A 21,725-nucleotide genomic window follows, 5' to 3' on the forward strand; every position below is an offset into this window, starting at 1 on the left:
GTCCAACGGCGGTCGACCCCCCCCCCCCCCTGCCCGCCGTGCCGTGGCGCGGCCCGACATCGACTCGCGCGACGGCCGCCCGGGCCTGACCGTGGTGTGCGCCGCGCTGAACATCGCCACCGAGACCGTGCTGCGACCGGCCGTGCGCACCGTGGTGCTGGGAGGCGTGGCCGAGCCCTACTCCTTCGAGCTCATCGGCCCCCTGGCCACCGCCACCATGCGGGACCTCTGGCTGGACACCATGTTCGTGGGCACCGTCGGCCTCGACGTCCACGCGGGCCTGACCTGCAACTCCGATGCGGAAGCGGGGGTCACCCGGATCATGATCGGCCACTCCCGCCGCGTGGTGGGCCTGGCCACGGCCGAGAAGATCGGGCACCGTGCGCTCGCCGGCATCTGCCCCGTCTCCGCACTCACCGACCTGGTGATCGCCGGGCCCGTCACCCCGGAGCTGCGCGAGCACCTCGAGGAGTCCTCAGTGCGCCTGCACGAGGTGTGAACACGGCACCCGTGCCGAGCGCGACCCCGCTGTGAGGCACGCCTGACGCTCCCTACGGCACGCCTGCGCCTGCCTGTGGCGCGACCCCGGTAGCGTTGCGGGCTATGTGGAGATTCCTGCGCGGGAAGAAGAGCCCCGACCCGTCGGCCCCGCCTGCCGACCGCCGCGACGACGCCCCGGCGGCGACCCGCGGCAGCACCCGCGCCCCCTCCGCCACGGATGATGCCCACGGCGACGGCCCGTCCGTCCCGGCCGCCGGACCCCACAGCGCCGACGCCCCCGGCGGCGCCCGCCACGGTGCACACCTGGCCGAGCGGCGACGCGCCGGCGGTGAGCCCCCGCGCCACCCCGGGGTCGACGTCGTGGTCGAGCAGCGCCTGGGCGCGGCCGATGCCGGCACCGCCCCCGAGCAGGAGGAGGACTCTCTTCCCCGGCTCCCGCGCGAGCACCGCCCCCTCAGCCGCGAGGACGTGGTGGCCGATGCCCTGGACCGCTGGCGCCAGCAGATCACCGGCGGTCAGACCGCGCCTTCGTTCCTCACCCAGATGCGCGCCGGCACCACCTTCCTGGACCTCACCCATTCCCACCCCTCGGGCCTTGCGCAGCTGCTGGCCGGGCGGGGCCCCACCCGGCTGTCCTCGCTGGTGCGGGAGGTGGGCGCGCTGGCAGATGCACGCGCCCATGCCCGCACCCTGCGGGAGATCGCGGAGCGTCACGCCGAGGAGGTGGGCCTGACCACCTGCCACCTGGGCATCGGCGAGGCCACCTGGCACCCGGAGGACGGCTCCGAGCCCGTGCACGCACCGGTGCTGGTGCGGCCCATCACCCTGCGTCTGCGCGGCAACGCCCGCGAGGACGTCGACCTCGACCTCGACGCCACCGCAGATCTCAACCCGGTGCTGCTGCGCGCCCTGCGCGAGGCCGGCGTCGCGGTCGATGCCCGAGCTCTCCTGGCCACCACCGACAGCACCCACGGCTTCGACCCCAACCCGGTGCTGGACGCCTTCCGCGCCCTCGGCCAGCCCCTGCCGGGCTTCCGCATCACCCACGCGCTGGTGGTCGGCAACATCATGGACGCCGCCGGTTCGGTGGGGGAGGACCTCGCCTCCGACCTGGGCGACTGGGCGAGCAGCCCCGTGGTGGCCGCACTCGCCGGCCACGGGCCCGCACGGGACGAGGTGCGGGCCGGAGTCCGGGAGCAGGAGGAGGGCCACCAGGACCAGGACGACACCCTTCGGCGGGACCCGGGCCGGGACGCTCCGGAGCAGGACGCCCCGGATCTGGACGTGCTGGTCCCGGAGGACGAGCTGGTCGCCGCCGTGGACCCGGACCACCGGGAGGCACTCGCCCACGTGCTGGCTGGCAAGCACCTGGCGATCGCGGCGCCCCCCGGCGCGGACACCCTCGACCTGGTGGTGGACCTGGCCGAGGAGCTCAACGCCCGCGGCCGCAGCGTGCTGGTGGTCTCCCAGCGCCGCCGCAACCTCGCCCAGCTCACCGCCAGCGCCGAGCAGCGGGGCATCGACGAGCTGGTCTTCGACCTCTCCCCGGATCCGTCCCTGCAGCGCAACGCCTCCGCCTCCCTTCTGCGCAGCCTGCGGAGGGCAGGAACCTTCGGCCTGGGAGCCGAGGACTCCGCCGCCGAACCGGAGGAGCTCACCCGCACCCGCGAGATCCTCACCGGCCACGTCGAGGCCATGCACCGGATCCAGCAGCCATGGGGTGCCTCCGCCCACGATGCGATCTCCGCGCTTGCGGCACTGACCCGCCAGCGGCCCGCGCCGCGCACCACCGTGCGGCTGCGCTCGGATGTGGCCGCCCAGATGATCGGCCAGGAGCGCGAGAGGTACGCCTCCGCCCTGCGCGAGGCGGCGACCGTGGGCGTGCTCAGCACCGGCCCGGAGACCACCGCCTGGTACGGGGCACCCATCAGCTCCGACACCCAGGCCGAGCGTGCCGCCGCCCTGGTCGACGAACTGCGGGAGGGCATGCTGCCCCAGCTGCACCGCGCCGCCACCGCCACCGGGGAGAGGATCGGACTGCGCCCCGTCGACTCCCTCGACGAGCTGCTGGGGCGCCTGTCGATGCTGGAGCGCGTGCGCGGCGTGCTCACGATCTTCCAGCCGGCCGTGTTCCGCGCCGAGCTCGCCGACCTGGTGGCCGCCACCGGAGACAAGACCTGGCGCGCCGAGAACGGCGTCACCATGGGGTGGGGAGTGCGGCGCCGACTGCGCAAGGAGGGCGAGGCGCTGCAGCGCCCGGCCTCCCTCACCACGGACCTGCACCGCGACCTGATGGACGCGCGCCGGGTGCGCGACTCCTGGCGGCAGGTCGCCCAGGAGGACTCCGTCCTCCCCTCCGTCCCCGAGAACCTCGATCAGGTGCGCTCCACCGCGCAGCACGCCCAGCGGATCCTCGATGAGCTCTCCGTGCTGCTGGACGGCACCGAGGCCGGTCACGCCCTGGCCCGCACCCCCTTCGAGCAGCTCCAGCAGCGCCTGGACGCCCTGGACCGCGACCGCGACGACCTGGAGACCCTGCCGCGCCGCACCGAGCTGCTGCGCCGCCTGGACTTCGACGGGCTCGGTGAGCTGGTGGAGGACCTGCGCGCGCGCCGCGTACCGGCCGTCCACGTCACCAGCGAGCTGGACCTGGCGTGGTGGCGCAGTGTGCTGGAGTTCATCGCCGGCGCGGAGCCCACCATCTCCCAGTACGACGGCACCTCCCTCTCCCAGGTCGCCGAGCGGTTCCGGCGCCTGGACGCCGAGCACCTGGCCGGCTCCTCCGCCCGCGTCCACGCCGCTGCCGACGAGGTGCGGGTGCGCACCATGAAGGCCTACCCCGACACCTCCCGGGCGGCGATCGCCGAGCTGGCCCGGGCCTCCACCGTCTCCATCCGGGACCTCTCCGCGAAGTACGAGGACATCCTTTTCCGCTCGCGCCCCACCTGGCTGGCCTCGCCGTACCTGGTGCCCCAGGTGATCCCGCGCGGCCGTCACTTCGACGTGGTGATCGTGGCCGACGGCGGGCGGCTGCCCACCGCTGCGGCGCTGCCGTCGATCGTGCGAGCAGCCCAGACCGTGGTGGTCGGTGACCCGCTGGAGTACGGAGGGGACCAGCAGCCCAGCCTGCTGGACGACATGCTGCGGATCGCCACCCACGTGGAGCTGGGGCGGGACGACCGCCCCGCCGCCGAGGGGCTCCGCGCCTTCGCCCAGCGCCGCGCGCTGGTGCGCGAGGTGCAGGCCGTGCCCAGTCCGGTCGCCTCCGAACCGGACCGCCTGGTGCTGGTGGAGAACGGGCGCGGCCCGGTCACCGCCGGCATGGAGTACGTGGAGAGCACCGAGGGTGAGCTGCGCCGGGTCACCGACCTGGTGATCGAGCACGCCCGCAGCCGCCCGGAGCGGTCCCTCGCGGTGCTCACCTTCACCGAGGAGCATGCCCGGCGCCTGATGGAGCGGATCATGCAGACCGTCGCGGTGATCCCGGCACTGCGCGGCTTCTTCGACCCTGCGGCCAAGGAGTTCTTCACCGTGCTGCCGGCCGCCCACGCCTCGAGCATCGTGCGCGATGACGTGATCGTCTCGGTGGGCTTCGGCCGCACCCCGCACGGACGCCTGCTGCACCGCTTCGGCCCGCTGTCGGAGGCCGGGGGCCGCAAGGCCCTGGGCACCGTCATCACCCGAGCGCGGGGTCGCACCACCGTGGTCTCCTCGATCGATGTGCAGGACCTGGACCCCGCGCGTCTGCGCTCCGACGGCGCCCGGGATCTGCGCGCCATGCTCTGGGTGCTGCGCGGCGGGGCCGACGTCGAGGTGGTGCCGCAGGTGGCGGCCCTGACCGGAAGCGATCAGGTGACCCCGGCGCAGCCCGCCCCCGCACCCACCCCCGACCCGACTCCCGTCTCCGGCCCCGCGGCCGAGCCGGCGCCGGAGGCCGCGCACAGCAGCCCCGCCGAGGCCGAGACGTCGATGCCCGCAGAGGCCCCTGATGGCGGCCGCGCCGAGGGGGCGGAGATGTCCGACGAGGACTTCGACGCCGCCCTCGAGGCCGCCCTGGCCCGCAAGTCCACCGGCGACACCGCAGCGAACGATGCCACCGCCGAGGATGAGTCGGGCCCCGGGGCGCAGGCGGCGGCAGTCGGCAGCTCGTCCGAGGCCGCGGCACACGCCGAGGCGGAGGGCACGGCGGAGCAGCCAGCAGACGACGCCGTACAGGAGCCCGTCGACAGCGCCGGGCAGGAGCCCGTCGACGGCCCCGCCGGGGAGCTGGAGACCGATGCCCTGGTGCGGGACCTCGCCGATCGCCTCTGGCGGCTGGGACTCGTGGTGGAGAGCGACTTCGGCTCCACCTCGGACCGCATCGAACTGGCCCTGGGCCACCCCGAGCTGCCCGGTCGCCTGCTGCTGGCCGTGGACACCGACGGCTCCCGCTACGTGGGCACCGCCAGTCAGCGCGAGCGCGACCGCCTGCGCGCCGAGCGACTGGAGGAGGCAGGCTGGGCCACCGAACGGGTGTGGTCCTGGGCGCTGTTCATCGACCCCGACGGGGAGGCCGAGCGGATCCGCCGCGCCGTGGAGCGGGCCCTGCGCCTGGTGCAGACCGACGAGCAGGCCGATGCCCTCACCGGTGTGGGCACCGTGCGCCACCGCCTCCCGCGGCCGCAGATCCCCGCCGGGCACCCGCTCTCGTTCTACTCCAGTGAGGACTTCGACGCGGTGGTGGAGTACATCTGCTCCGACGGCCGTGCCCGCCTCGAGGAGCACCTGGCCACGGAGGTGCGCAGCTTCCTGGGCTTCGAGCAGCGCTCCGTGCTGCTGGACGTGTCCGTCTCCAGCGCGATCCGCCGCTATCAGGAGCGGCAATGAGCACCGAGCGCCCCGGGGGAGGGGAGCACCGGCCTCGGCGCGGGCCGGTGGTGATCTCCTCCCTCACCGGCAAGCCGATGGAGTGGGATCCCGATGCGGGCACGACGCGTGACCCGGGCGCATCGGCCGGCGCGGGTTCCCCGCGCGCCACCGGCAGCGCTTCGGGCCGGCGGCGCCCGATCCTCCCGGACCGTCTGGACGAGGACCAGCCGGAGCCGGGCGCCGATGAGTCCAACGACGCCCGCATCGCGGGTGATGTGCCTCCCCACTGGGGCCGCGGCCGCTGACCCCCGGCCCCCCGAGACGTACGCTGGAGCGATGACCGAGAGCGCGGCCACCACGACCACGACGTCCCCCTCCCCGCAGGAGACCGTCCGCGGGCCACGCCACCGCAACGTCCTCGGCAATGCCGCTCGCGGCGCGCTGATCGGCCTGGTGGAGACCATCCCCGGTGTCAGTGGGGGCACCGTAGCCCTGGTCACCGGGATCTACGACGAGCTGATCGATTCCGGCCACCACCTCACCTCCGCGGTGCGGCGCCTGGTCACCGGGCCTGACCGCCGCCAGGGTGTCCTCAACGAGCTCCGGGCGGTGCCCTGGGTGCTGGTGGTGCCGCTGATGATCGGCATGGCGCTGGCCGTGCTGCTGGTTGCCGGTCCCATGGCCCACCTGGTGGAGACCAGTCCCCAGCTGATGCGGGCCCTGTTCTTCGGCCTGGTGCTGGGCAGTGTGCTGGTGCCGATCAAGCTCTCCGGCGGCGCCTGGCGCGCGCCCGAGCTGGCACTGTTCGCCGCCGGTGCCCTCGGAGCGTTCGTGGCCACCTCCCTGCCCGGGGCGGCCCTCGAGCCGAGCCCGTGGGTGATCGCCCCTGCCGCCGCGATCGCCGTGTGTGCCCTGGTGCTGCCGGGCCTGTCCGGCTCGTTCATCCTGCTCACCCTGGGTCTCTACCAGCCCACGCTGCGCGCGGTCGATGCGCTGGACATCGGCTACATCGCCTGGTTCGGGCTGTGGGCGCTGGTGGGCCTGGTGGTGATCGTGCGGATCATGCGCGTGCTGCTGGTGCGGCACCACCGCGGCACCATGGTGGTGCTGGCCGGTCTGATGATCGGAGCCCTGCGCACCCTGTGGCCCTGGCAGGACGCCGGCGGAGGCCTGCTGGCACCGGAGGCGAACTGGCCGCTGCTGATCGCCACGGCGATCGGCGGAGTGGTCCTGGTGCAGCTGCTGGTGCTGATCGAAGGGCGCACCATCGACCGCGATCGGGACACGGGCGGCGGTGGCGACCCCTCCGCGATCGCACCCGCTGGATCCTGAACCCCTCCGCCGGCTCCGGTTCCTGGGGCTCCGTGCGCGGTGCTGCTCCCGAGACCGGCCACTACCCTGGGATCCATGACGGACAGCACCACGCCCCGGACCACGGCCCACCCCGATGCAGCCACCGCCGATGCAGCAGCTGGGGACGCAGCAGCCCCGGTTGCGTCATCCCGTGCTGACGGTGCCGAATCCGAGGCCCCCGGTCACGACCTCGCGGACCTCACCATCGTGGTGATCGGGGCGGGCAACATGGGCGGCCCCGTGGTGCAGGCGTTCCTCGCCTCCGGGGCCGATGCCGGCATGGTGCTGATCTCCAACTCCACCCCGGACAGCAGTGCCCGCGCCGCCCAGGAGCTCGGCGCGACCGCTGTCGAGGACCGCTCCTCCGCGCTGCGCGAGGCCGACGTGGTGGTCCTGGGCGTCAAGCCGTACCAGATCGTGGAGCTCACCTCGGAGATCGCCGAACTGATCCGCGAGGACGCCATCGTGATCTCCCTGGCCGCTGGGATCACCCTGCAGGCCATCGAGGACGTGCTGCCGGCGGGCCGCCCCGTCGTGCGGGCGATGCCCAACACCCCCATCTCGGTGGGGGAGGGTGCCGTTGGACTGATGCGCGGCAGCGCCGTCACCGAGTCGCAGCACGCGCTGGTGCGCGCCCTGTTCGCGCGGGCCGGGGTGGTCGAGGACATCACCGAGGAGCAGGTCCACGCCTTCATCGGCGCCGCGGGCTCGCTCTCGGCCTTCACCTTCTCCCTGATCGAGGCGATGACCGACGAGGCCGTGCGGCTGGGACTGAAGCGCGATCTGGCCGACCGCCTGGTGCAGCAGACCGTGCGCGGCGCCGCCACCATGCTGATGCGGACAGGTCAGCACCCCGCGGTCGCCAAGAACGGGGTGTCCAGCCCCGGGGGCACCACTGTCGAGGGCCTGGCGGTGATGGAGCGCCAGGGCGTGCGCCCCGGCATCGCCGCGGCCATGCAGGCCGCCGCCGAGCGCTCACGCGAGCTCACCGGGGAGTGAGGTTCACGGACGGGTGGAGAACCGCTCGATCAGGTCGGTGTGCCCCGAGACGATCAGCAGGTCGTGCTGGGTCACGATGGTCTCCGGCGTGGCGTAGGTGAAGTCCCGGCCCGGGGACTTCACACCCACCACGGTCACGCCGTAGGTGGCGCGGATGTCCGACTGCGCCAGCGTGTAGCCCTGGGTCTCACGCGGGGGCCGCATCTTCACGATCGCGAAGCCGTCGTCGAACTCGATGAAGTCCAGCAGACGGCCGTTGACCAGGTGGGCCACGCGACGGCCGGCGTCGGCCTCCGGGAACACCACGTGATGGGCGCCGATCCGCTCCAGGATCTTGCCGTGCGAGGAGGAGATCGCCTTCGCCCAGATCACCGGCTTGCCCAGGTCCACCAGGTTCGCGGTGATCAGCACGCTGGCCTCCAGGGAGGTGCCCACGCCCACCACCGCCACGGAGAACTCCGCGGCACCGATCTGTGCCAGGGACTCCATCTGGGTGGCGTCGGCCTGCACCACGTGGGTGAGGCGGCCGGAGTACTCCTGCACCAGGTCGTCACGGGTGTCCACGGCGAGCACGTCGGTGCCCAGCTCCTCGAGCGTCAGGGCGATCGAGGCGCCGAACCGACCCAGGCCGATCACCAGCACTCCGCTGTCGTCGCGTTCTCTGCGAGGCACGTCTCCTCCTTCGTCGGCCGCCACAGTCTAGGTCCGTGCCGGACTCCTGCGTGATCAGCCCACCACCGGGCGCTCGTGCGGCAGGCGCACCATCCGCGAGCGTTGCCGCAGTGCCAGCGCCGCCCCCAGGGTCATCGGGCCCAGGCGCCCCACGTACATGCACACGATGATCACGTACTTCGCCGGGCCGGACAGATCCGGGGTGATGCCGGTGCTCAGGCCCACGGTGCCGAAGGCGGAGAGCGCCTCGAACAGGGTCTGGTCCAGGGTGAAGGGGGTGATGCGCAGCAGCGCGAAGGTGGCCGCGAACACCACCGCTGCGCTCATCACCAGCACGCCGATCGCCTGCCGGATCGTCTCCTGCGGGATGCGCCGGCCGAAGGCCTCCACATCGGGGTTGCCACGGATCTCCGCCCAGATCGACAGCACCAGCAGCGCGAAGGTGGTCACCTTGATGCCGCCGCCGGTGGAGCCCGAACCGCCGCCGATGAACATCAGCAGGTCGATGAACAGGCGTGACTCACCGGTCATCTGGCCGATGTCCAGGGTGGCGAAGCCCCCGGAGCGCGGCATCACCGAGGCGAAGGCCGCCGCCAGCAGCTTGGTGCCCACCGAGTGTTCACCCAGGGTGGCCGGATGGGCCCACTCCATCAGCAGCAGCCCCAGCCAGCCGGCCCCCAGCAGGACCCCGGAGGTCGCGGGGGTGAGCTGGGAGGGCGGGGACCGGCGGGGGGGCGGGCGCCAGGCCCGGGCCACCGCCAGTATCACCGGGAAGCCCAGCGATCCCACCGCGACCGCGAGGCCCACCGGCACGGTGAAGAACGGATCGGCCAGGTACTGCGCGGTGCCGGCCGCCTCGGGGACGAACCCCGCGTTGTTGAACGCGCTGATCGCGTAGAACAGCCCCAGGAACAGCGACTCGCCCAGGCCGTGCTCGGTGACGATCATGTACGGCGTCAGCGCCACGAAGGTGGCCGCCTCGAAGGCGGTCGAGGTGATCACGATGGTGCGCAGCACCCCGCCCACCTCGGCCAACTGCTCGGCGCGGGTCTCCCGCGCCGCGATCAGGCGCTGTGCGAGCCCCATCGACCGCAGCACCGACAGTCCCAGCAGGGAGGCCAGGGTGAGCACGCCCAGCCCGCCCACCTTCATCGCGATCATGATGACCACCAGCCCGAAGGTGGACCAGTGGGTACCGGTGTCCACGGTCACCAGGCCCGTCACGCAGATCGCGGAGACAGCGGTGAACAGGGCGTCCACGAAGGGGGTGCGCTGCCCGTCGGCCGCGGCGATCGGCAGTGACAGCAGCGCGGTGAACACGCCGATCATGGCGGTGAACACGATCAGCAGCAGGCGCGCGGGGGAGGAGCGTCCCAGCTCCTCGAAGAACTCGCTGATCGCGCGCCGCCAGCGGGCATTGCGCGACATGGGCGGCAGATGGCTCGGGGTGCCCGTCACGCGAACGGCCATGGCACCTCCTGCTGGTCTTCGGGGCCCGCGCAGCTGCGCGCCCTCGTCGCGGCGCAGTCTACGTCGGCATGCGGCCTGCGCTGGGTACGCTTCGGGACATGCTGGCAGACGACGCGCCGCCCACCACCACTGCGGATTCCTGCGCGGTGGTGTGGGACGAGGGGTTCTGCCGCTACGACTTCGGGCCCTACCACCCCATGTCCCCGGTGCGCCTGACCCTCACCCTCGACCTGGCGCGGGCGGCCGGACTGCTGGATCGTCCCGGCGTCGAGGTGATCGAGGCGCCGGTGGCGAGCGAAGAGCAGCTGGCCACCGTGCACGAGCGCCCCTACATCGAAGCGGTGCGGCGCGCCTCCGCCCCGCTGCTGCTGGAGGCGCACGACGAGCTGATCGGCGTGGGTATCGGCGGGGACGACGTCCCTGCCTTCCCCGGCATGCACGAGGCCTCGGCCCAGATCGTCGGCGGCTCGATCGCGGCGATCGACGCGATCCGCTCGGGCCGCGTCGCCCGCGCGGTCAACGTGGCCGGCGGCATGCACCATGCCCGTCCCGGCCGGGCCTCCGGGTTCTGCGTGTACAACGACGCGGCGATCGCCATCCGCCACGCCATCGACGAGGGCGAGCCGCGAGTGCTGTACGTCGACGTGGACGTCCACCACGGCGACGGCGTGGAACGGGCCCTGTGGGACGAGCCCCGGGCCGTCACCGTCTCCATCCACGAGAGCGGGGAGCACCTGTTCCCCGGCACCGGCTTCGTGCAGGACACCGGCGGTGCGGGTGCGCTGGGCTCCGCGATCAACGTCCCTCTGCCGCCCCGCACCGATGCCGACGGCTGGGTGCGGGCGATCCGCGCCACGGTGCCCGCGCTGGCCCGAGCGATCCGCCCCACCCTGCTGGTCACCCAGCACGGAGCGGACACCCATCGGGTGGACCCCCTGGCCGACTTCACCGTCTCCCTGGAGGCGCAGCGCGCGGTGATGGTGCTGATGCGCGAGATCGCCGACGAGGTGTGCGAGGGCCGCTGGCTGGCCCTGGGCGGCGGCGGGTACGCGGTGGTGGACGTGGTGCCGCGCTCCTGGGCGCACCTGATCGCGGTGGCCACCGGTGACCCGGTGGACCCCGATCAACCCCTGCCGCAGGCCTACCTGAACGCGGAGGCCCGCGCGCGACTCGAGCACGGGCTCACCCCGGAGCCGGCGATCCGCACCTTCGGGGACGGCAGGCCGCTGGCCGTGCGCGACTGGGAATCCGGCTTCGATCCGGAGGATCCTCTGGACCGAGCGGTCCAGGCCGCCCGCCGGGCCGCCTTCCCCGAATGGGGCCTGGACCCGTTCCACGACTGACGACCACGGCGGATCGGTGCCCGGCCCTCGCCGAGCATCCGTCGCGGGAGGGACACCTGCCACAATGAGCCCGTCACATCACCGTCCCGACGGGGGAACCATGAACGACCGGGGATCCATCACCACGGAGCAGCCCACCGTGCTCGGCACCTTCGCCGAGGACCTGCGCTCCTTGGAGCTCCCGTTGCCCATCGAGGGAGCGGAGCAGGCCCGCCGGGAGGTCTCCGGGGCCCTGTCCCAGCTCGCCGACCACGTCGCTCCGCGCCTGGCCTCCCTGGACGCCCCGCTGCTGGTGGTGGTGGGCGGCTCCACCGGTGCCGGCAAGTCCACCCTCGTCAACGCCCTGGTGGGGCATCCGGTCAGCCGCACCGGCGCCATCCGCCCCACCACCCGGCGGCCCGTGCTGCTGCACCATCCCGAGGACTCCGCCTGGTTCGCCGGCTCGCGGATCCTGCCGGGCCTGGCGCGGGTGCGCGGGGACGGCCAGCCCGTCGCAGCGCAGGAGGCCCTTCCCCCCGCCGGCGGTGATGCCGGGGCGGCCGGTGCCGGGGACGAGGCCGCCGCCACCAGCCTCGAGCTGCGCGCCGAGCCCTCCATCCCCCGGGGCCTTGCGATCCTGGATGCCCCCGACATCGACTCCGTCTCCACCGGGAACCGGGAGCTGGCCCGCCAGCTGCTGCGCGCCGCCGACCTGTGGCTGTTCGTCACCACCGCCAACCGCTACGCGGACGCCGTGCCCTGGGAGGTGCTGCGCACCGCCGCCGAGCGGGACGTCACCGTCGCCGTGGTGATGAACCGCATTCCGGACAGGCCCGGCGTCGCCGAGGAGCTGGGCCCGGACCTGCGCGCCATGCTGGATCGCGAGGGCATCGAGGTGGCACGCCTGTTCCTGGTGGTCGAGAGCGAGGTCGACGAGCGCGGCATGCTGCCCGCTGCCGCCGTCGGCGAGCTCACCGGGCACCTGCGGGACCTCGCCGCCGATGCGGAGGGCCGCGGAGCGATCGCCCGCCGCACCCTCGCCGGGGCCGTGGGCCGCCTGGCCGGCTCCGCCCGCGAGATCGCCGACCATGCCCGCATGCAGGAGTCCGAGCGGGACCGCCTGCACGCCGAGGTGGTGGCCGCCTTCGCCGATGCCCGCGACCGCATCGAGCAGTCCATCGGGGACGGCTCCCTGCTCCGAGGCGAGGTGCTGGCCCGCTGGCAGGACGTGGTGGGCACCGGCGAGTTCTTCCGCGGGGTGGAGAGCTTCGTGGGGCGCATGCGCGATCGCATCGGCGAGATGCTCAGCGGCCGCCCCGCCCCCTCGGTCGCCGCGGAGCAGGCCCTGGGCACGAGCCTCGTGCACGTGGTCATCGACGAGACCGCACGCGGTGCCGAGCGCGCCGAGCAGTCCTGGCGCAGCAGCCCCGCCGGGCGCTACCTCGCCGAGGGCCAGGACCTCTCCCGCATCCCCGACGGGTACGGGGAGGAGGTCGCCGCTGCCGTGCGCGCCTGGCAGGGCGACGTGCTGGAGCTGGTGCGCCAGGAAGGCGCGGACCGTCGCACCCAGGCCCGGCTGATGTCCCTCGGTGTCAACGTGGTCGGGGTGGCACTGATGATCGCCGTGTTCGCCTCCACCGCCTTCATCCCCACCGGCCTCGAGGTCGGCGTGGGGGCCGGCACCGCCGTGGTCGGCCAGAAGCTGCTGGAGACCCTCTTCGGCGACGAGGCCGTGCGCCGCATGGCGCGCATCGCCCGCGAACGCCTCACCACCCGCCTGGACTCCCTGGTCGCCGGGCGGTCCGCGCCCTTCGAGGACCGCCTGGCGGAGCTGAGCGGCATCGGCGGGGCCGAAGCGCTGGATGCCGATGCTGACGCCCTCGAGGCCCTGGCCGCCGAGATCCGCGAGGACCGCGGCGCACGCCCCGAGCAGGGCACGGCATCTGCAGACTGGGAGGGTCCCCGATGAGCCCCCGTCGACGACGCGGGGATCAGACCGTCCCTCTGGTGCAGCGCCTGGACGCCCTGGACCGCGCCGTCGAGGTGCTCGAGGACGTCGCCCCCACCGGGGAGGTCCAGGCCGCCCGCGAGATCATCGACCGCATCGACCGGCGCCGCGCACTCTCCGCCGAGCACACCGTGATCGGCCTGTTCGGCGCCACCGGCTCCGGGAAGTCCTCCCTGGTCAACGCGCTGGTCGGAACCGAGGTGTCCAAGGCCGCGGTGCGCCGCCCCACCACCTCCCGCCCGGTCGCCGCGGTGCTGGGCGAGGTGGGCTCGGACGAGCTGCTGGACTGGCTGGGCGTGCCGGACCGCCACCACCTCGACGGCAGCGGCACGGCCCTGGAGAAGGCCGGCCAGGAGCCCGCCCGCAAGCGACGGCTGCGGGCGGCCGATCCCGAGGTGCCGCCCGGCCTGGTGCTGCTGGACCTGCCGGACCTCGACTCCGTGCAGGTGGACAACCGCGCCGTCGCCGCACGCATGACCGGCCTGGTCGACGTGATCGTGTGGGTCACCGACCCTCAGAAGTACGCCGATGCGGTGCTGCACCGCGAGTTCGTCCAGCCCTTCGCGAGCCATGACGCCGTCACCGTGTTCGTGCTCAACCAGATCGACCGGGTGCGGCCCGGTGAGCGCGAGGCCGTGGTGGCTTCTCTGGAGGGCATCGCCCGGGCCGATGGCCTCACCTCCGCGCCCGTGCTCGCCGCCTCCGCCACCACCGGTGAGGGCCTGGAGGAGCTGCGCACCCACCTGCTGGACATCGCCCGCACCCGCGATGCAGCGGCCTCGCGGCAGCGCGCCGATGTCGCCTCCGCCGCCGAGCGTCTGCGCGAGGCCGCCGATCCCGCCGGCCTGCGCGAGCGCGTGGACGACGGCACCGTGGACACCCTGACGGAGGACCTGGCCGCCGCGGCGCGTGTGGAGCCGGTCGCCAAGGCCGTGGGCGCGTCCTACCGCTACCGCGCCTCCGGCCGCGTGGGATGGCCGCCGCTGCGCTGGCTGCGGCGCTTCCGCGCGGATCCGCTGCGGCGGTTGAACATCGGTCAGGAGCGCGACGAGGAGGGCCTGGAGCGCACCTCCCTGCCCGAGCCCGATGCCGGGACCCGCGCCCGCGCCTCCGGTGGGGTGCGCGCCTTCGCCGATGCCGCCTCCGAGGGCGGCACCGATCCGTGGCGATCGGCGGTGCGCCGTGCCGCCCGGTCCCACGAGGAGGCCCTGCCCGACGCTCTGGACCAGGCCGTCGCCGAGGCCGATCTGCGGGGCCGGGCCACGCCCTGGTGGTGGCCGGTGTTCGACGTGCTGCAGTGGCTGGCCCTGCTCACCTGGGTGGTGGGGCTGGGCTGGCTGGCCCTCAACGCCGCCCTGGTGTTCTTCGGGATCCCCCCGCTGCCGCTGCCGATGATCGAGGAGCTGTGGATCCCGATCCCGCTGCCCACCGCCCTGATCGTGCTGGGCGTGGCCGCAGGCATCCTGCTGGGCATCACCGGGGCGGCGCTCGCGGCGATGACCGGCGCCTGGCACCGGCGGCGTGCCCGGCGGGTGCTGACCGTGCGGGTGCGCGACGTGGCCGATGACCTGGTGGTGGATCCGGTGCAGGAGCAGCTGGACCGTGCGGCCTCCGCTGCGAGCGATCTCGCACTGGCGGCCGGGGAGTCCCGCTGAGTCGGGTGTAGAATGATGCGTCGACCGTGGCGCTCCTCCGTGCCCTCGCCCGTGCAGCAGCGCTGAGGCGGGAGCGAGCGGGGCGCGCACTCCCGAACAGCTGGACCACCCGCAGGCTCATGCCTGCAGAACTGAGGCACCTATGGGTTCTGTCATCAAGAAGCGCCGCAAGCGCATGGCCAAGAAGAAGCACCGCAAGCTGCTTCGCAAGACTCGTCACCAGCGCCGCAACAAGAAGTGAGCGCAGCGTGAGAATCGCGGCCCCCGCCCATCAGGGCGGGGGCCGCGGTTCGTCCGGGGCCGGGGTGCTGGGGGCGCGGGCCGCTCAGCGGCGGCGCAGCAGGCGGCGCCACAGCGGCACCGCGAGCGCGGCCCGCAGCTGCTCGGCATCGACGCGGTAGCGGGAATGGACCTTCCCATCCACGATGATCACCGGGACGTCGTGGTCCCAGTCGCGTCGCAGGGTCTCGTCGGCGTCGATGTCCTGCACGTCCACGGTGGTACCGGCCCGGTCGGCCTCCGCCCTCACCACGGGCAGGGCCTCGTCGCACAGGTGACAGCCGGTGCGGGTGAGGTAGACGATCCTCGCGTCGGGATCGATGGGGGAGGGGATGCGGCGCTCGCTCATGGGGGAACCCTACCGACAGCACGACGGGCCGCTCGCCAGATGGCGTGCGGCCCGTCGTGGGCTCACAGAGCCGGCCCCGGGGAAGGGAAGGGGGCCTTCGGTCTCAGCGGTGCTGGATCAGCCGATCGGCGATCAGGCGGCGGTCGGCGCGGTGAACTCGGCCTCGATGGAGATGTGCACGTCGTCGGAGACCAGCACGCCACCGGTCTCGAGGGCGGCGTTCCAGGTCAGGCCGAACTCCTTGCGGGAGATCGTGGTCTCGCCGGTGAAGCCGGCGCGGTACACGCCGAAGGGATCGGTGGCAGCGCCCTCGTAGGCGAAGTCCAGGACCACCGGGCGGGTGGTGTCGCGGATCGTGAGCTCGCCGTGCAGCTCGTCGCCCTCGACCTTGGTGGACACGAAGGTGATCTCCGGGAAGGTCTCGGCGTCGAAGAAGTCACCGCTGCGCAGGTGGTTGTCGCGGTCCTCGTTGCCGGTACCGATCGAGGCGGTCTTCATCACGGCCTTGAAGCTGACATCCTGTCCCTCACCGACGGTCAGGGTGCCCTCGACGTCGGCGAACTGGCCACGGGCCTTGGAGATGCCGGCGTGACGCACGGTGAAGCTCGCGGAGGTGTGGGCGGGGTCCAGGGTCCAGACGCCGGGGGTGAGGCCATCGAACTGCTCGGTCATGAGGTGTCTCCTTCGTAGACGGGGAACGCCCCGGGGTGGGGCACCCACACATGCTTGAAAGCTAAACTATACTGCGAGGGCAGTGCAAGGGCACCTCCCGATCGAACCAGGAGAACGTGATGCAGTCCATATCCGATGACGACCGGCGCTCCGCGGACGCCTCCACCCCCGAGGGCCTGTGGCTCAGTCACGCGGAGCAGGGGGCGTGGCGCCGCTTCCTGTACGCCACCACCCTTCTCAACGAGCGCCTGTCGATGGCACTGGAGTCCGCACCGGAGATCGACCTGACCCTGGGGGAGTACGAGATCCTGGTGCGGCTGTCCGAGGCCGAGGCCGGCTTCATCCGCATGTCCGACCTCGCCGACCAGGTGGTCCACTCCCGCTCGCGCCTGACCCACACCATCACCCGCATGGAGAAGCGCGGGCTGGTGGAGCGGGTGCGCTGCTCGGCCGACGGCCGCGGCCGCCAGGCCCGCCTGACCGAGCAGGGCACAGACCTGCTGCGCCAGGCGGCACCCCTGCACGTGCGGTCCGTGCGCGAGCTGCTGCTGGACATCGTGGGCCACGAGGACTTCCTGGAGCTGGGCCGGATCATGGGACGCACCCTGCCGGAGGGCGCTCCGGTGGAGCTGCCGCGTCCGTCCGCTCACATGCAGGCGTGACCCCGCCTGATTCGAAGCTTGGGTTGGTACCGTGAGCCCGCTCAGCCTCGGGAGGAATGCGCACCCATGACCACCACCGTCGTCCACCTCGTCCGCCACGGCGAGGTGAACAACCCCGACCGGATCCTGTACGGCCGCATGCCCGGCTACCGGCTCTCCGATCGCGGGGCGCAGATGGCTCTGCGCGTGGCCGATCACCTCGCCGGGGAGGACATCGCCCTGGTGCGCTCCTCCCCGCTGCTGCGCGCCCAGCAGACCGCCGCCCCCATCGCGGCCGCGCATCAGCTGCCGGTCACCACCGATCAGCGGCTGATCGAGTCCGGCAACCGCTTCGAGGGCCAGCGCATGGGCCACGGCGATGCGAAGCTGAGCGATCCGCGCAACTGGCGCTGGTTCGTCAACCCTCTGCGCCCCTCCTGGGGCGAGCCCTATCGCGAGCAGGTGGCCCGCGTGCTGGCGGCCATGCACCAGGCCCGCGCCGAGGCCGAGGAACTCGGCGGGGACGCCGTGCTGGTCCTGCACCAGCTGCCTATCTGGCTGGTGCGGCGCAGCGCCGAGGGCAAGCCCCTGCCGCACGACCCGCGGCGCCGGCAGTGCTCGCTGTGCTCTGTCACCAGCTTCCGCTTCGCCGGCCCCCACCTGGCGGGTGTGGACTACGCCGAGCCCGCCGCGGACCTGGTGGCCGGCGCCGTGGACGCCACCGGGGGCAAGCTCACATGACCCTGCGACGACGCTCCGTGCTCGCCGGTCTCGGCCTGCTCCCCGCGGGAGCGCTGCTGGCCGCCTGCGGCACTGACACCTCCGACCGCTACGACACCGGCTACGTGGGCGGCGACGGCGTGACCACCGAGATCCCGCCCGAGTCCCGCGAGGAGCCGCTGGAGTTCGCCGGCGCCACCTACGAGGGTGAGGAGTTCGCCGCAGCCGACCGGCGCGGCGAGGTGCTGGTGGTCAACGTCTGGTACGCCGCCTGCCCGCCGTGCCGCAAGGAAGCGCCGGACCTGCAGGCCGTCAGCGAGGAGTACGCCCCCGAGGGCGTCTCCTTCGTCGGGGTCAACGTGCGTGATGCCGCCGGCCCCGCCCGGGCCTTCGAGCAGACCTACGGCATCACCTACCCCTCCCTGCCGGACACCGACGCGCAGATCATGTACGCGCTGCGGGGGCAGGTGGCCCCCAACGCCGTCCCCTCCACCCTGGTGCTGGACCGCGAGGGCCGCGTGGCCGCCCGCATCTCCGGCGCGGCCGACCCCTCCGTGCTGCGCGCCATGCTCGACCGGGTCCTGGCCGAATGATCGTCGCCGAGATCGGGGAGGCCTTCCAGGCCACCGCGCTGTCCGGATCACTGCTGCTGGCCATCGCGGTGGCCGCCGCCGCAGGCGTCGTCGCCTTCCTGTCCCCGTGCGTGCTGCCCGTGGTGCCCGGGTACCTGGGGTACGTCTCGGGCCTGGCCGGGCAGGGCGCGACAGCGGCCGCCGGTCGGGCAGGCACCGGGGGTGGCCGGGCGCAGAAGCGCCCCGCCGCGCCCTCCCGTGGGCGCATGGTCGCCGGCAGCGCCCTGTTCGTGGCCGGGTTCACCGTGGTGTTCATGCTGCTGGGCGGCTTCGCCGGTGCCGTCGGGTACCTCCTGCAGGAGCACGCCGTGTGGATCAACCGGGTCGCCGGCGTGGTGGTGATCCTCATGGGCCTGGTGTTCATGGGCGTGTTCCCCCAGCTCAGCGGAACCACAAGGGCCTCCGGGAAGAAGCCCGACGCCGGCCTGCTGGGCGCCCCGCTGCTGGGTGTGATCTTCGGGCTGAGCTGGACCCCGTGCATCGGCCCCACCTACGCCGCCATCATCGCCCTGTCCCTGGACGGCACCGCTGGCGACGGGGCGGCCGTGCGCGGCGGCATCCTCGCCCTGGCCTACTCCCTGGGCCTGGGGCTGCCTTTCGTGCTGTTCGCCCTGCTGTTCGAGAGGGCGCTGGGCCTGAGCCGCGCCCTCAGTCGCCACCGCCGCACCATCGGACTGCTCTCCGGGGCCCTGCTGGTGGCCATCGGCGTGCTGCTGCTGACAGGGCAGTGGGCGGCCTGGATGGACCAGCTGCAGGGCATGATCGCGACCTTCGAGCCGGTGGTGTGATGAGCTCATCCCGACCCTCCCGTGCCTCGCGACGCCCCCGCCCGGCCGCTCCCGCGCTGGGCCTGCGCGGCACCCTGCTGTTCCTGTGGCGCCAGCTCACCAGCATGCAGACCGCCCTGATCCTGCTGATGCTGCTGGCGATCGCGGCGATCCCCGGCTCCCTGTACCCCCAGCGCAACGTCAACCCCGGCCTGACCGACCAGTACCTGCAGGAGAACGGCCGCTGGGGGGAGATCCTCGACTCGCTCGGCTTCTTCGAGGTGTTCTCCTCGCCGTGGTTCTCCGCGATCTACCTGCTGCTGTTCATCTCCCTGATCGGCTGCATCGTTCCGCGCGTGGGGGTGCACCTGAAGCAGCTGCGCTCCACGCCCCCGCGCACCCCCGCCAAGCTCACCCGCTTCACCGGGTACACCCGGCAGGAGCTCCCCGGTGCGGACGCCGACGCGCTGCTCGACCGCGCCCACGCCGCCCTGCGCCGCTCGCGGTACCGCACCGAGCGCCTGCAGGAGCGGGCCTCGCGCTCGATCACCGCGGAGCGCGGCCTGCTGCGCGAGAGCGGCAACCTGCTGTTCCACATCGCCCTGGTGGGGGTGCTGGTGTGCGTGGCGGCCGGTCATCTCACCGGCTACCGCGGTCAGATCACGGTGGTGGAGGGATCCGGCTTCTCCAACTCCCTGACCCAGTACGACTCCTTCGAGCCCGGTGCCTGGTTCGACACCTCCGAGCTGCCCGAGTTCCGCTTCACCCTGGAGCAGTTCCGCGCCGCGTACGACGAGGAGCCCACCTCGCCCAACGTGGGGCAGCCCCTCTCCTTCGAGGCCGACGTGCAGGTGACCACTGCGGGCCAGGAGCCCTTCGCGCAGACCCTCGAGGTCAACAAGCCGCTGCACGTGCCGGGCGCCTCGATGTACCTGCTGGGCAACGGCTACGCCCCCGAGGTCACCCTGCGGGACCCGGAGGGCACCGTGGTGGCCGAGGGACCGGTGATCACCGTGCCCACGGGGGACACCGGCTACACCTCCCAGCTGGTGATCAAGGCCCCGGACGCCCGCCCCGAGCAGACCGCCGTGGTGGGCTACTTCCTGCCCTCCGGCGTGATCGACGAGCAGGGCCCCCACTCGGTGTTCCCCGATCTGTGGAATCCGATGCTGGTGGTCTCCGTGCACCACGGCGACCTGGGGCTGGACGAGGGCGTTCCCCGCAACGTGTACGAGGTGGACGTCTCCCAGCTGGAGCAGCTGACCGGCCAGGACGGCAGCCCCGTGCTGATCAGCCTGGAGCCCGGCCAGCAGATCGACCTGCCCGATGGCTCCAGCCTCTCCTTCGACGGGGTGCGCCGCTACGCCGCGTTCGACGTGGCGCACAACCCCTTCGAGCCGTGGCTGCTGGGCTTCGCGCTGGCCTCGGTGGCCGGTCTGATCCTCTCGCTGTTCGTGCCGCGCCGCCGCATGTGGGTGCGCGTGACCGAGGCCGACGGCGCCGCGGTGCTGGAGGTGGCGGGCCTGGCCCGCAGCCAGGATCCCGCCCTCGCCGACGACGTCGCCTCCCTGGCCCAGCGGCTATCCTCGTCGATTGACCACCACGACGGGCCCGAGGGCCCGCAGCCTGCGCAGTCCAGCACCGCCCCGACCACCGGAGGACGACCCTCGTGATCGACCAGCAGCTCGCCGAGTTCTCCAGCCTCCTGATCGTGATCACGATCGTCCTGTACGTGCTCGCACTGATCGGCTTCACCGCCGACCTGGCCGGCACCACCGCACGGCGCAGCGACGCGCGCCTGGCCGCCCGTGAGGCGAAGGAGGCCCGCGAGCCCGTCGGCGTCGCAGCGAGCGGCGCCACCGACTCCGCCTCCGTCGATACGACGGGTGCGCACACCGGCGTCGGGGGGACCGACGCGCCCGTGGCCGGATCCGGCGGGCAGGATCCTGCCGCGGATCTCGGCGCAGCGGGCGGGGTGCCCGCCCAGGGAATGTCGGCCCAGCGCTTCGCCTTCCTGATCGCCGGTGCCGGCACCGCCCTGCACCTGGGAGGCGTGATCCTGCGGGCCCTGGCCACCCAGAGGGTGCCGTGGACCAACATGTACGAGTTCGCCATCACCAGCGCGGCCCTGGTGATGGCCGCGTTCCTGGTGTTCTCCATCAAGCGCCACGACCTGCGCGCCCTGGGCACCTTTGTGGTGGGCCCGATCCTGCTGCTGCTGTTCATCGCGCAGCGCTTCTGGATCGTGCCGGCCGCAGAGCTCACCCCCAGCCTGCAGAACTCCCACTGGCTCGTCATCCACATCGGCGTGGCGATCCTGGCCACCGCCCTGTCGATCCTCGGCGCCGTGGTGGCGGTGATGCAGCTGCTGCAGGCCCGCCACGAGAGGGCCCTGGTGGAGAAGGTCGCCGCAGGGGAGGAGCGCCCCGAGCACTGGGGGCGCTTCGGGCACGTACTGGACCGCCTGCCCTCCTCGAGCGTCCTGGAGGGGCTGAGCTTCCGCATCCACTCCGTGGGCTTCGTGTGCTGGACCTTCACCCTGATCTTCGGCGCGATCTGGGCGCGCGACGCCTGGGGCCGCTACTGGAACTGGGATCCCAAGGAGGTGTGGACCTTCGTGATCTGGGTGATCTACGCGGCCTACCTCCACGCCCGTGCCACCGGCGGCTTCCGCGGCAGCCGTGCGGCCTGGCTAGCCCTGGCAGGGTTCGTCGCCGTTGTGTTCAACTACACGATCGTCAACACCGTCATCAACGGGCTCCACTCCTATTCGGGGCTGTGAGCAGGGAGAACCCCCCTCGCAGCGCTCCGGCGCAGGTCTGGCCCGCGGCACGGAC

18 protein-coding genes and 1 pseudogene are annotated in these 21,725 nt (G+C 73.0%); 15 read left to right on the forward strand and 4 right to left on the reverse strand.

What is annotated here, in order from left to right; all coding sequences use genetic code 11:
• The 5 genes and pseudogenes from IOE58_RS00005 to proC all read left to right on the forward strand — a co-directional run.
• A pseudogene (locus tag IOE58_RS00005) lies at positions 1-499 on the forward strand (DeoR/GlpR family DNA-binding transcription regulator); the annotation flags it as partial.
• 104 nt (positions 500-603) lie between these two features.
• A complete protein-coding gene (locus IOE58_RS00010) occupies positions 604-5,367 on the forward strand; it encodes a hypothetical protein (protein WP_193864374.1) in 4,764 nt (1,587 codons plus the stop codon).
• On the forward strand, positions 5,364-5,654 hold the full coding sequence (locus IOE58_RS00015; RefSeq protein ID WP_193864375.1) for a hypothetical protein: 291 nt from the start codon (positions 5,364-5,366) through the stop codon (positions 5,652-5,654). The genes IOE58_RS00010 and IOE58_RS00015 overlap by 4 nt, the downstream gene beginning before the upstream one ends.
• A gap of 31 nt (positions 5,655-5,685) precedes the next feature.
• Positions 5,686-6,681: a DUF368 domain-containing protein gene (locus IOE58_RS00020; protein ID WP_193864376.1), complete on the forward strand. Its 996-nt coding sequence runs from the start codon at positions 5,686-5,688 to the stop codon at positions 6,679-6,681.
• Between the two features lie 75 nt (positions 6,682-6,756).
• On the forward strand, positions 6,757-7,701 hold the full coding sequence (proC, locus tag IOE58_RS00025) for a pyrroline-5-carboxylate reductase (protein ID WP_193864377.1): 945 nt from the start codon (positions 6,757-6,759) through the stop codon (positions 7,699-7,701).
• Between the two features lie 3 nt (positions 7,702-7,704).
• On the opposite strand, the gene IOE58_RS00030 is transcribed toward proC, so the two are convergent.
• Entirely contained in the window at positions 7,705-8,373 is a 669-nt protein-coding gene (locus tag IOE58_RS00030; protein WP_193864378.1) for a potassium channel family protein, read from the reverse strand.
• A gap of 54 nt (positions 8,374-8,427) precedes the next feature.
• Positions 8,428-9,843 carry a TrkH family potassium uptake protein gene (locus tag IOE58_RS00035; RefSeq protein ID WP_431831678.1) on the reverse strand — a complete coding sequence of 472 codons (1,416 nt, stop codon included), beginning with the start codon at positions 9,841-9,843 and terminating at the stop codon, positions 8,428-8,430.
• A gap of 98 nt (positions 9,844-9,941) precedes the next feature.
• Here IOE58_RS00035 and IOE58_RS00040 point away from each other — a divergent pair, with 98 nt between their 5' ends.
• The 4 genes from IOE58_RS00040 to IOE58_RS00055 all read left to right on the forward strand — a co-directional run bounded on the left by IOE58_RS00040 (position 9,942) and on the right by IOE58_RS00055 (position 15,069).
• A complete protein-coding gene (locus IOE58_RS00040) occupies positions 9,942-11,186 on the forward strand; it encodes an acetoin utilization protein AcuC (protein ID WP_193864379.1) in 1,245 nt (414 codons plus the stop codon).
• A 100-nt stretch (positions 11,187-11,286) separates the two neighbouring features.
• Positions 11,287-13,134 (forward strand): dynamin family protein, encoded by a 1,848-nt coding sequence (locus IOE58_RS00045; RefSeq protein ID WP_193864380.1) that lies wholly within the window; start codon positions 11,287-11,289, stop codon positions 13,132-13,134.
• The gene (locus IOE58_RS00050; protein ID WP_193864381.1) at positions 13,131-14,828 is read left to right on the forward strand and encodes a dynamin family protein; all 1,698 of its coding nucleotides are present in this window, start codon (positions 13,131-13,133) and stop codon (positions 14,826-14,828) included. Before IOE58_RS00045 ends, IOE58_RS00050 begins: the two co-directional genes overlap by 4 nt.
• Before the next feature lie 142 nt (positions 14,829-14,970).
• Complete coding sequence (locus IOE58_RS00055; protein WP_003792170.1) at positions 14,971-15,069, forward strand: 30S ribosomal protein bS22; 99 nt, start codon at positions 14,971-14,973, stop codon at positions 15,067-15,069.
• Positions 15,070-15,153: 84 nt separating this feature from the next.
• Here IOE58_RS00055 and IOE58_RS00060 read toward each other — a convergent pair whose 3' ends face one another.
• Both IOE58_RS00060 and IOE58_RS00065 read right to left on the reverse strand, forming a co-directional pair.
• The gene (locus IOE58_RS00060) at positions 15,154-15,456 is read right to left on the reverse strand and encodes a glutaredoxin family protein (protein ID WP_193864382.1); all 303 of its coding nucleotides are present in this window, start codon (positions 15,454-15,456) and stop codon (positions 15,154-15,156) included.
• A 132-nt stretch (positions 15,457-15,588) separates the two neighbouring features.
• Entirely contained in the window at positions 15,589-16,128 is a 540-nt protein-coding gene (locus IOE58_RS00065) for a YceI family protein (protein ID WP_193864383.1), read from the reverse strand.
• Between the two features lie 119 nt (positions 16,129-16,247).
• On the opposite strand from IOE58_RS00065, the gene IOE58_RS00070 reads away from it, so the two are divergent.
• The 6 genes from IOE58_RS00070 (at position 16,248) to ccsB (ending at position 21,670) form a co-directional block, all read left to right on the forward strand.
• Positions 16,248-16,790 carry a MarR family winged helix-turn-helix transcriptional regulator gene (locus IOE58_RS00070; RefSeq protein WP_193864384.1) on the forward strand — a complete coding sequence of 181 codons (543 nt, stop codon included), beginning with the start codon at positions 16,248-16,250 and terminating at the stop codon, positions 16,788-16,790.
• Positions 16,791-16,856: 66 nt separating this feature from the next.
• Positions 16,857-17,510 (forward strand): histidine phosphatase family protein, encoded by a 654-nt coding sequence (locus IOE58_RS00075; protein WP_193864385.1) that lies wholly within the window; start codon positions 16,857-16,859, stop codon positions 17,508-17,510.
• Positions 17,507-18,082 carry a TlpA family protein disulfide reductase gene (locus IOE58_RS00080; protein ID WP_193864386.1) on the forward strand — a complete coding sequence of 192 codons (576 nt, stop codon included), beginning with the start codon at positions 17,507-17,509 and terminating at the stop codon, positions 18,080-18,082. The genes IOE58_RS00075 and IOE58_RS00080 overlap by 4 nt, the downstream gene beginning before the upstream one ends.
• Positions 18,079-18,909 (forward strand): cytochrome c biogenesis CcdA family protein, encoded by an 831-nt coding sequence (locus IOE58_RS00085; RefSeq protein WP_193864387.1) that lies wholly within the window; start codon positions 18,079-18,081, stop codon positions 18,907-18,909. The genes IOE58_RS00080 and IOE58_RS00085 overlap by 4 nt, the downstream gene beginning before the upstream one ends.
• Positions 18,909-20,561 (forward strand): cytochrome c biogenesis protein ResB, encoded by a 1,653-nt coding sequence (resB, locus tag IOE58_RS00090; RefSeq protein ID WP_193864388.1) that lies wholly within the window; start codon positions 18,909-18,911, stop codon positions 20,559-20,561. Before IOE58_RS00085 ends, resB begins: the two co-directional genes overlap by 1 nt.
• On the forward strand, positions 20,558-21,670 hold the full coding sequence (gene ccsB / locus IOE58_RS00095) for a c-type cytochrome biogenesis protein CcsB (RefSeq protein ID WP_193864389.1): 1,113 nt from the start codon (positions 20,558-20,560) through the stop codon (positions 21,668-21,670). The genes resB and ccsB overlap by 4 nt, the downstream gene beginning before the upstream one ends.
• Positions 21,671-21,725: the final 55 nt, after the last annotated feature.

Origin of the sequence: Brachybacterium epidermidis (assembly GCF_015209585.1) — a bacterium.
Lineage (GTDB): Bacteria > Actinomycetota > Actinomycetes > Actinomycetales > Dermabacteraceae > Brachybacterium > Brachybacterium epidermidis.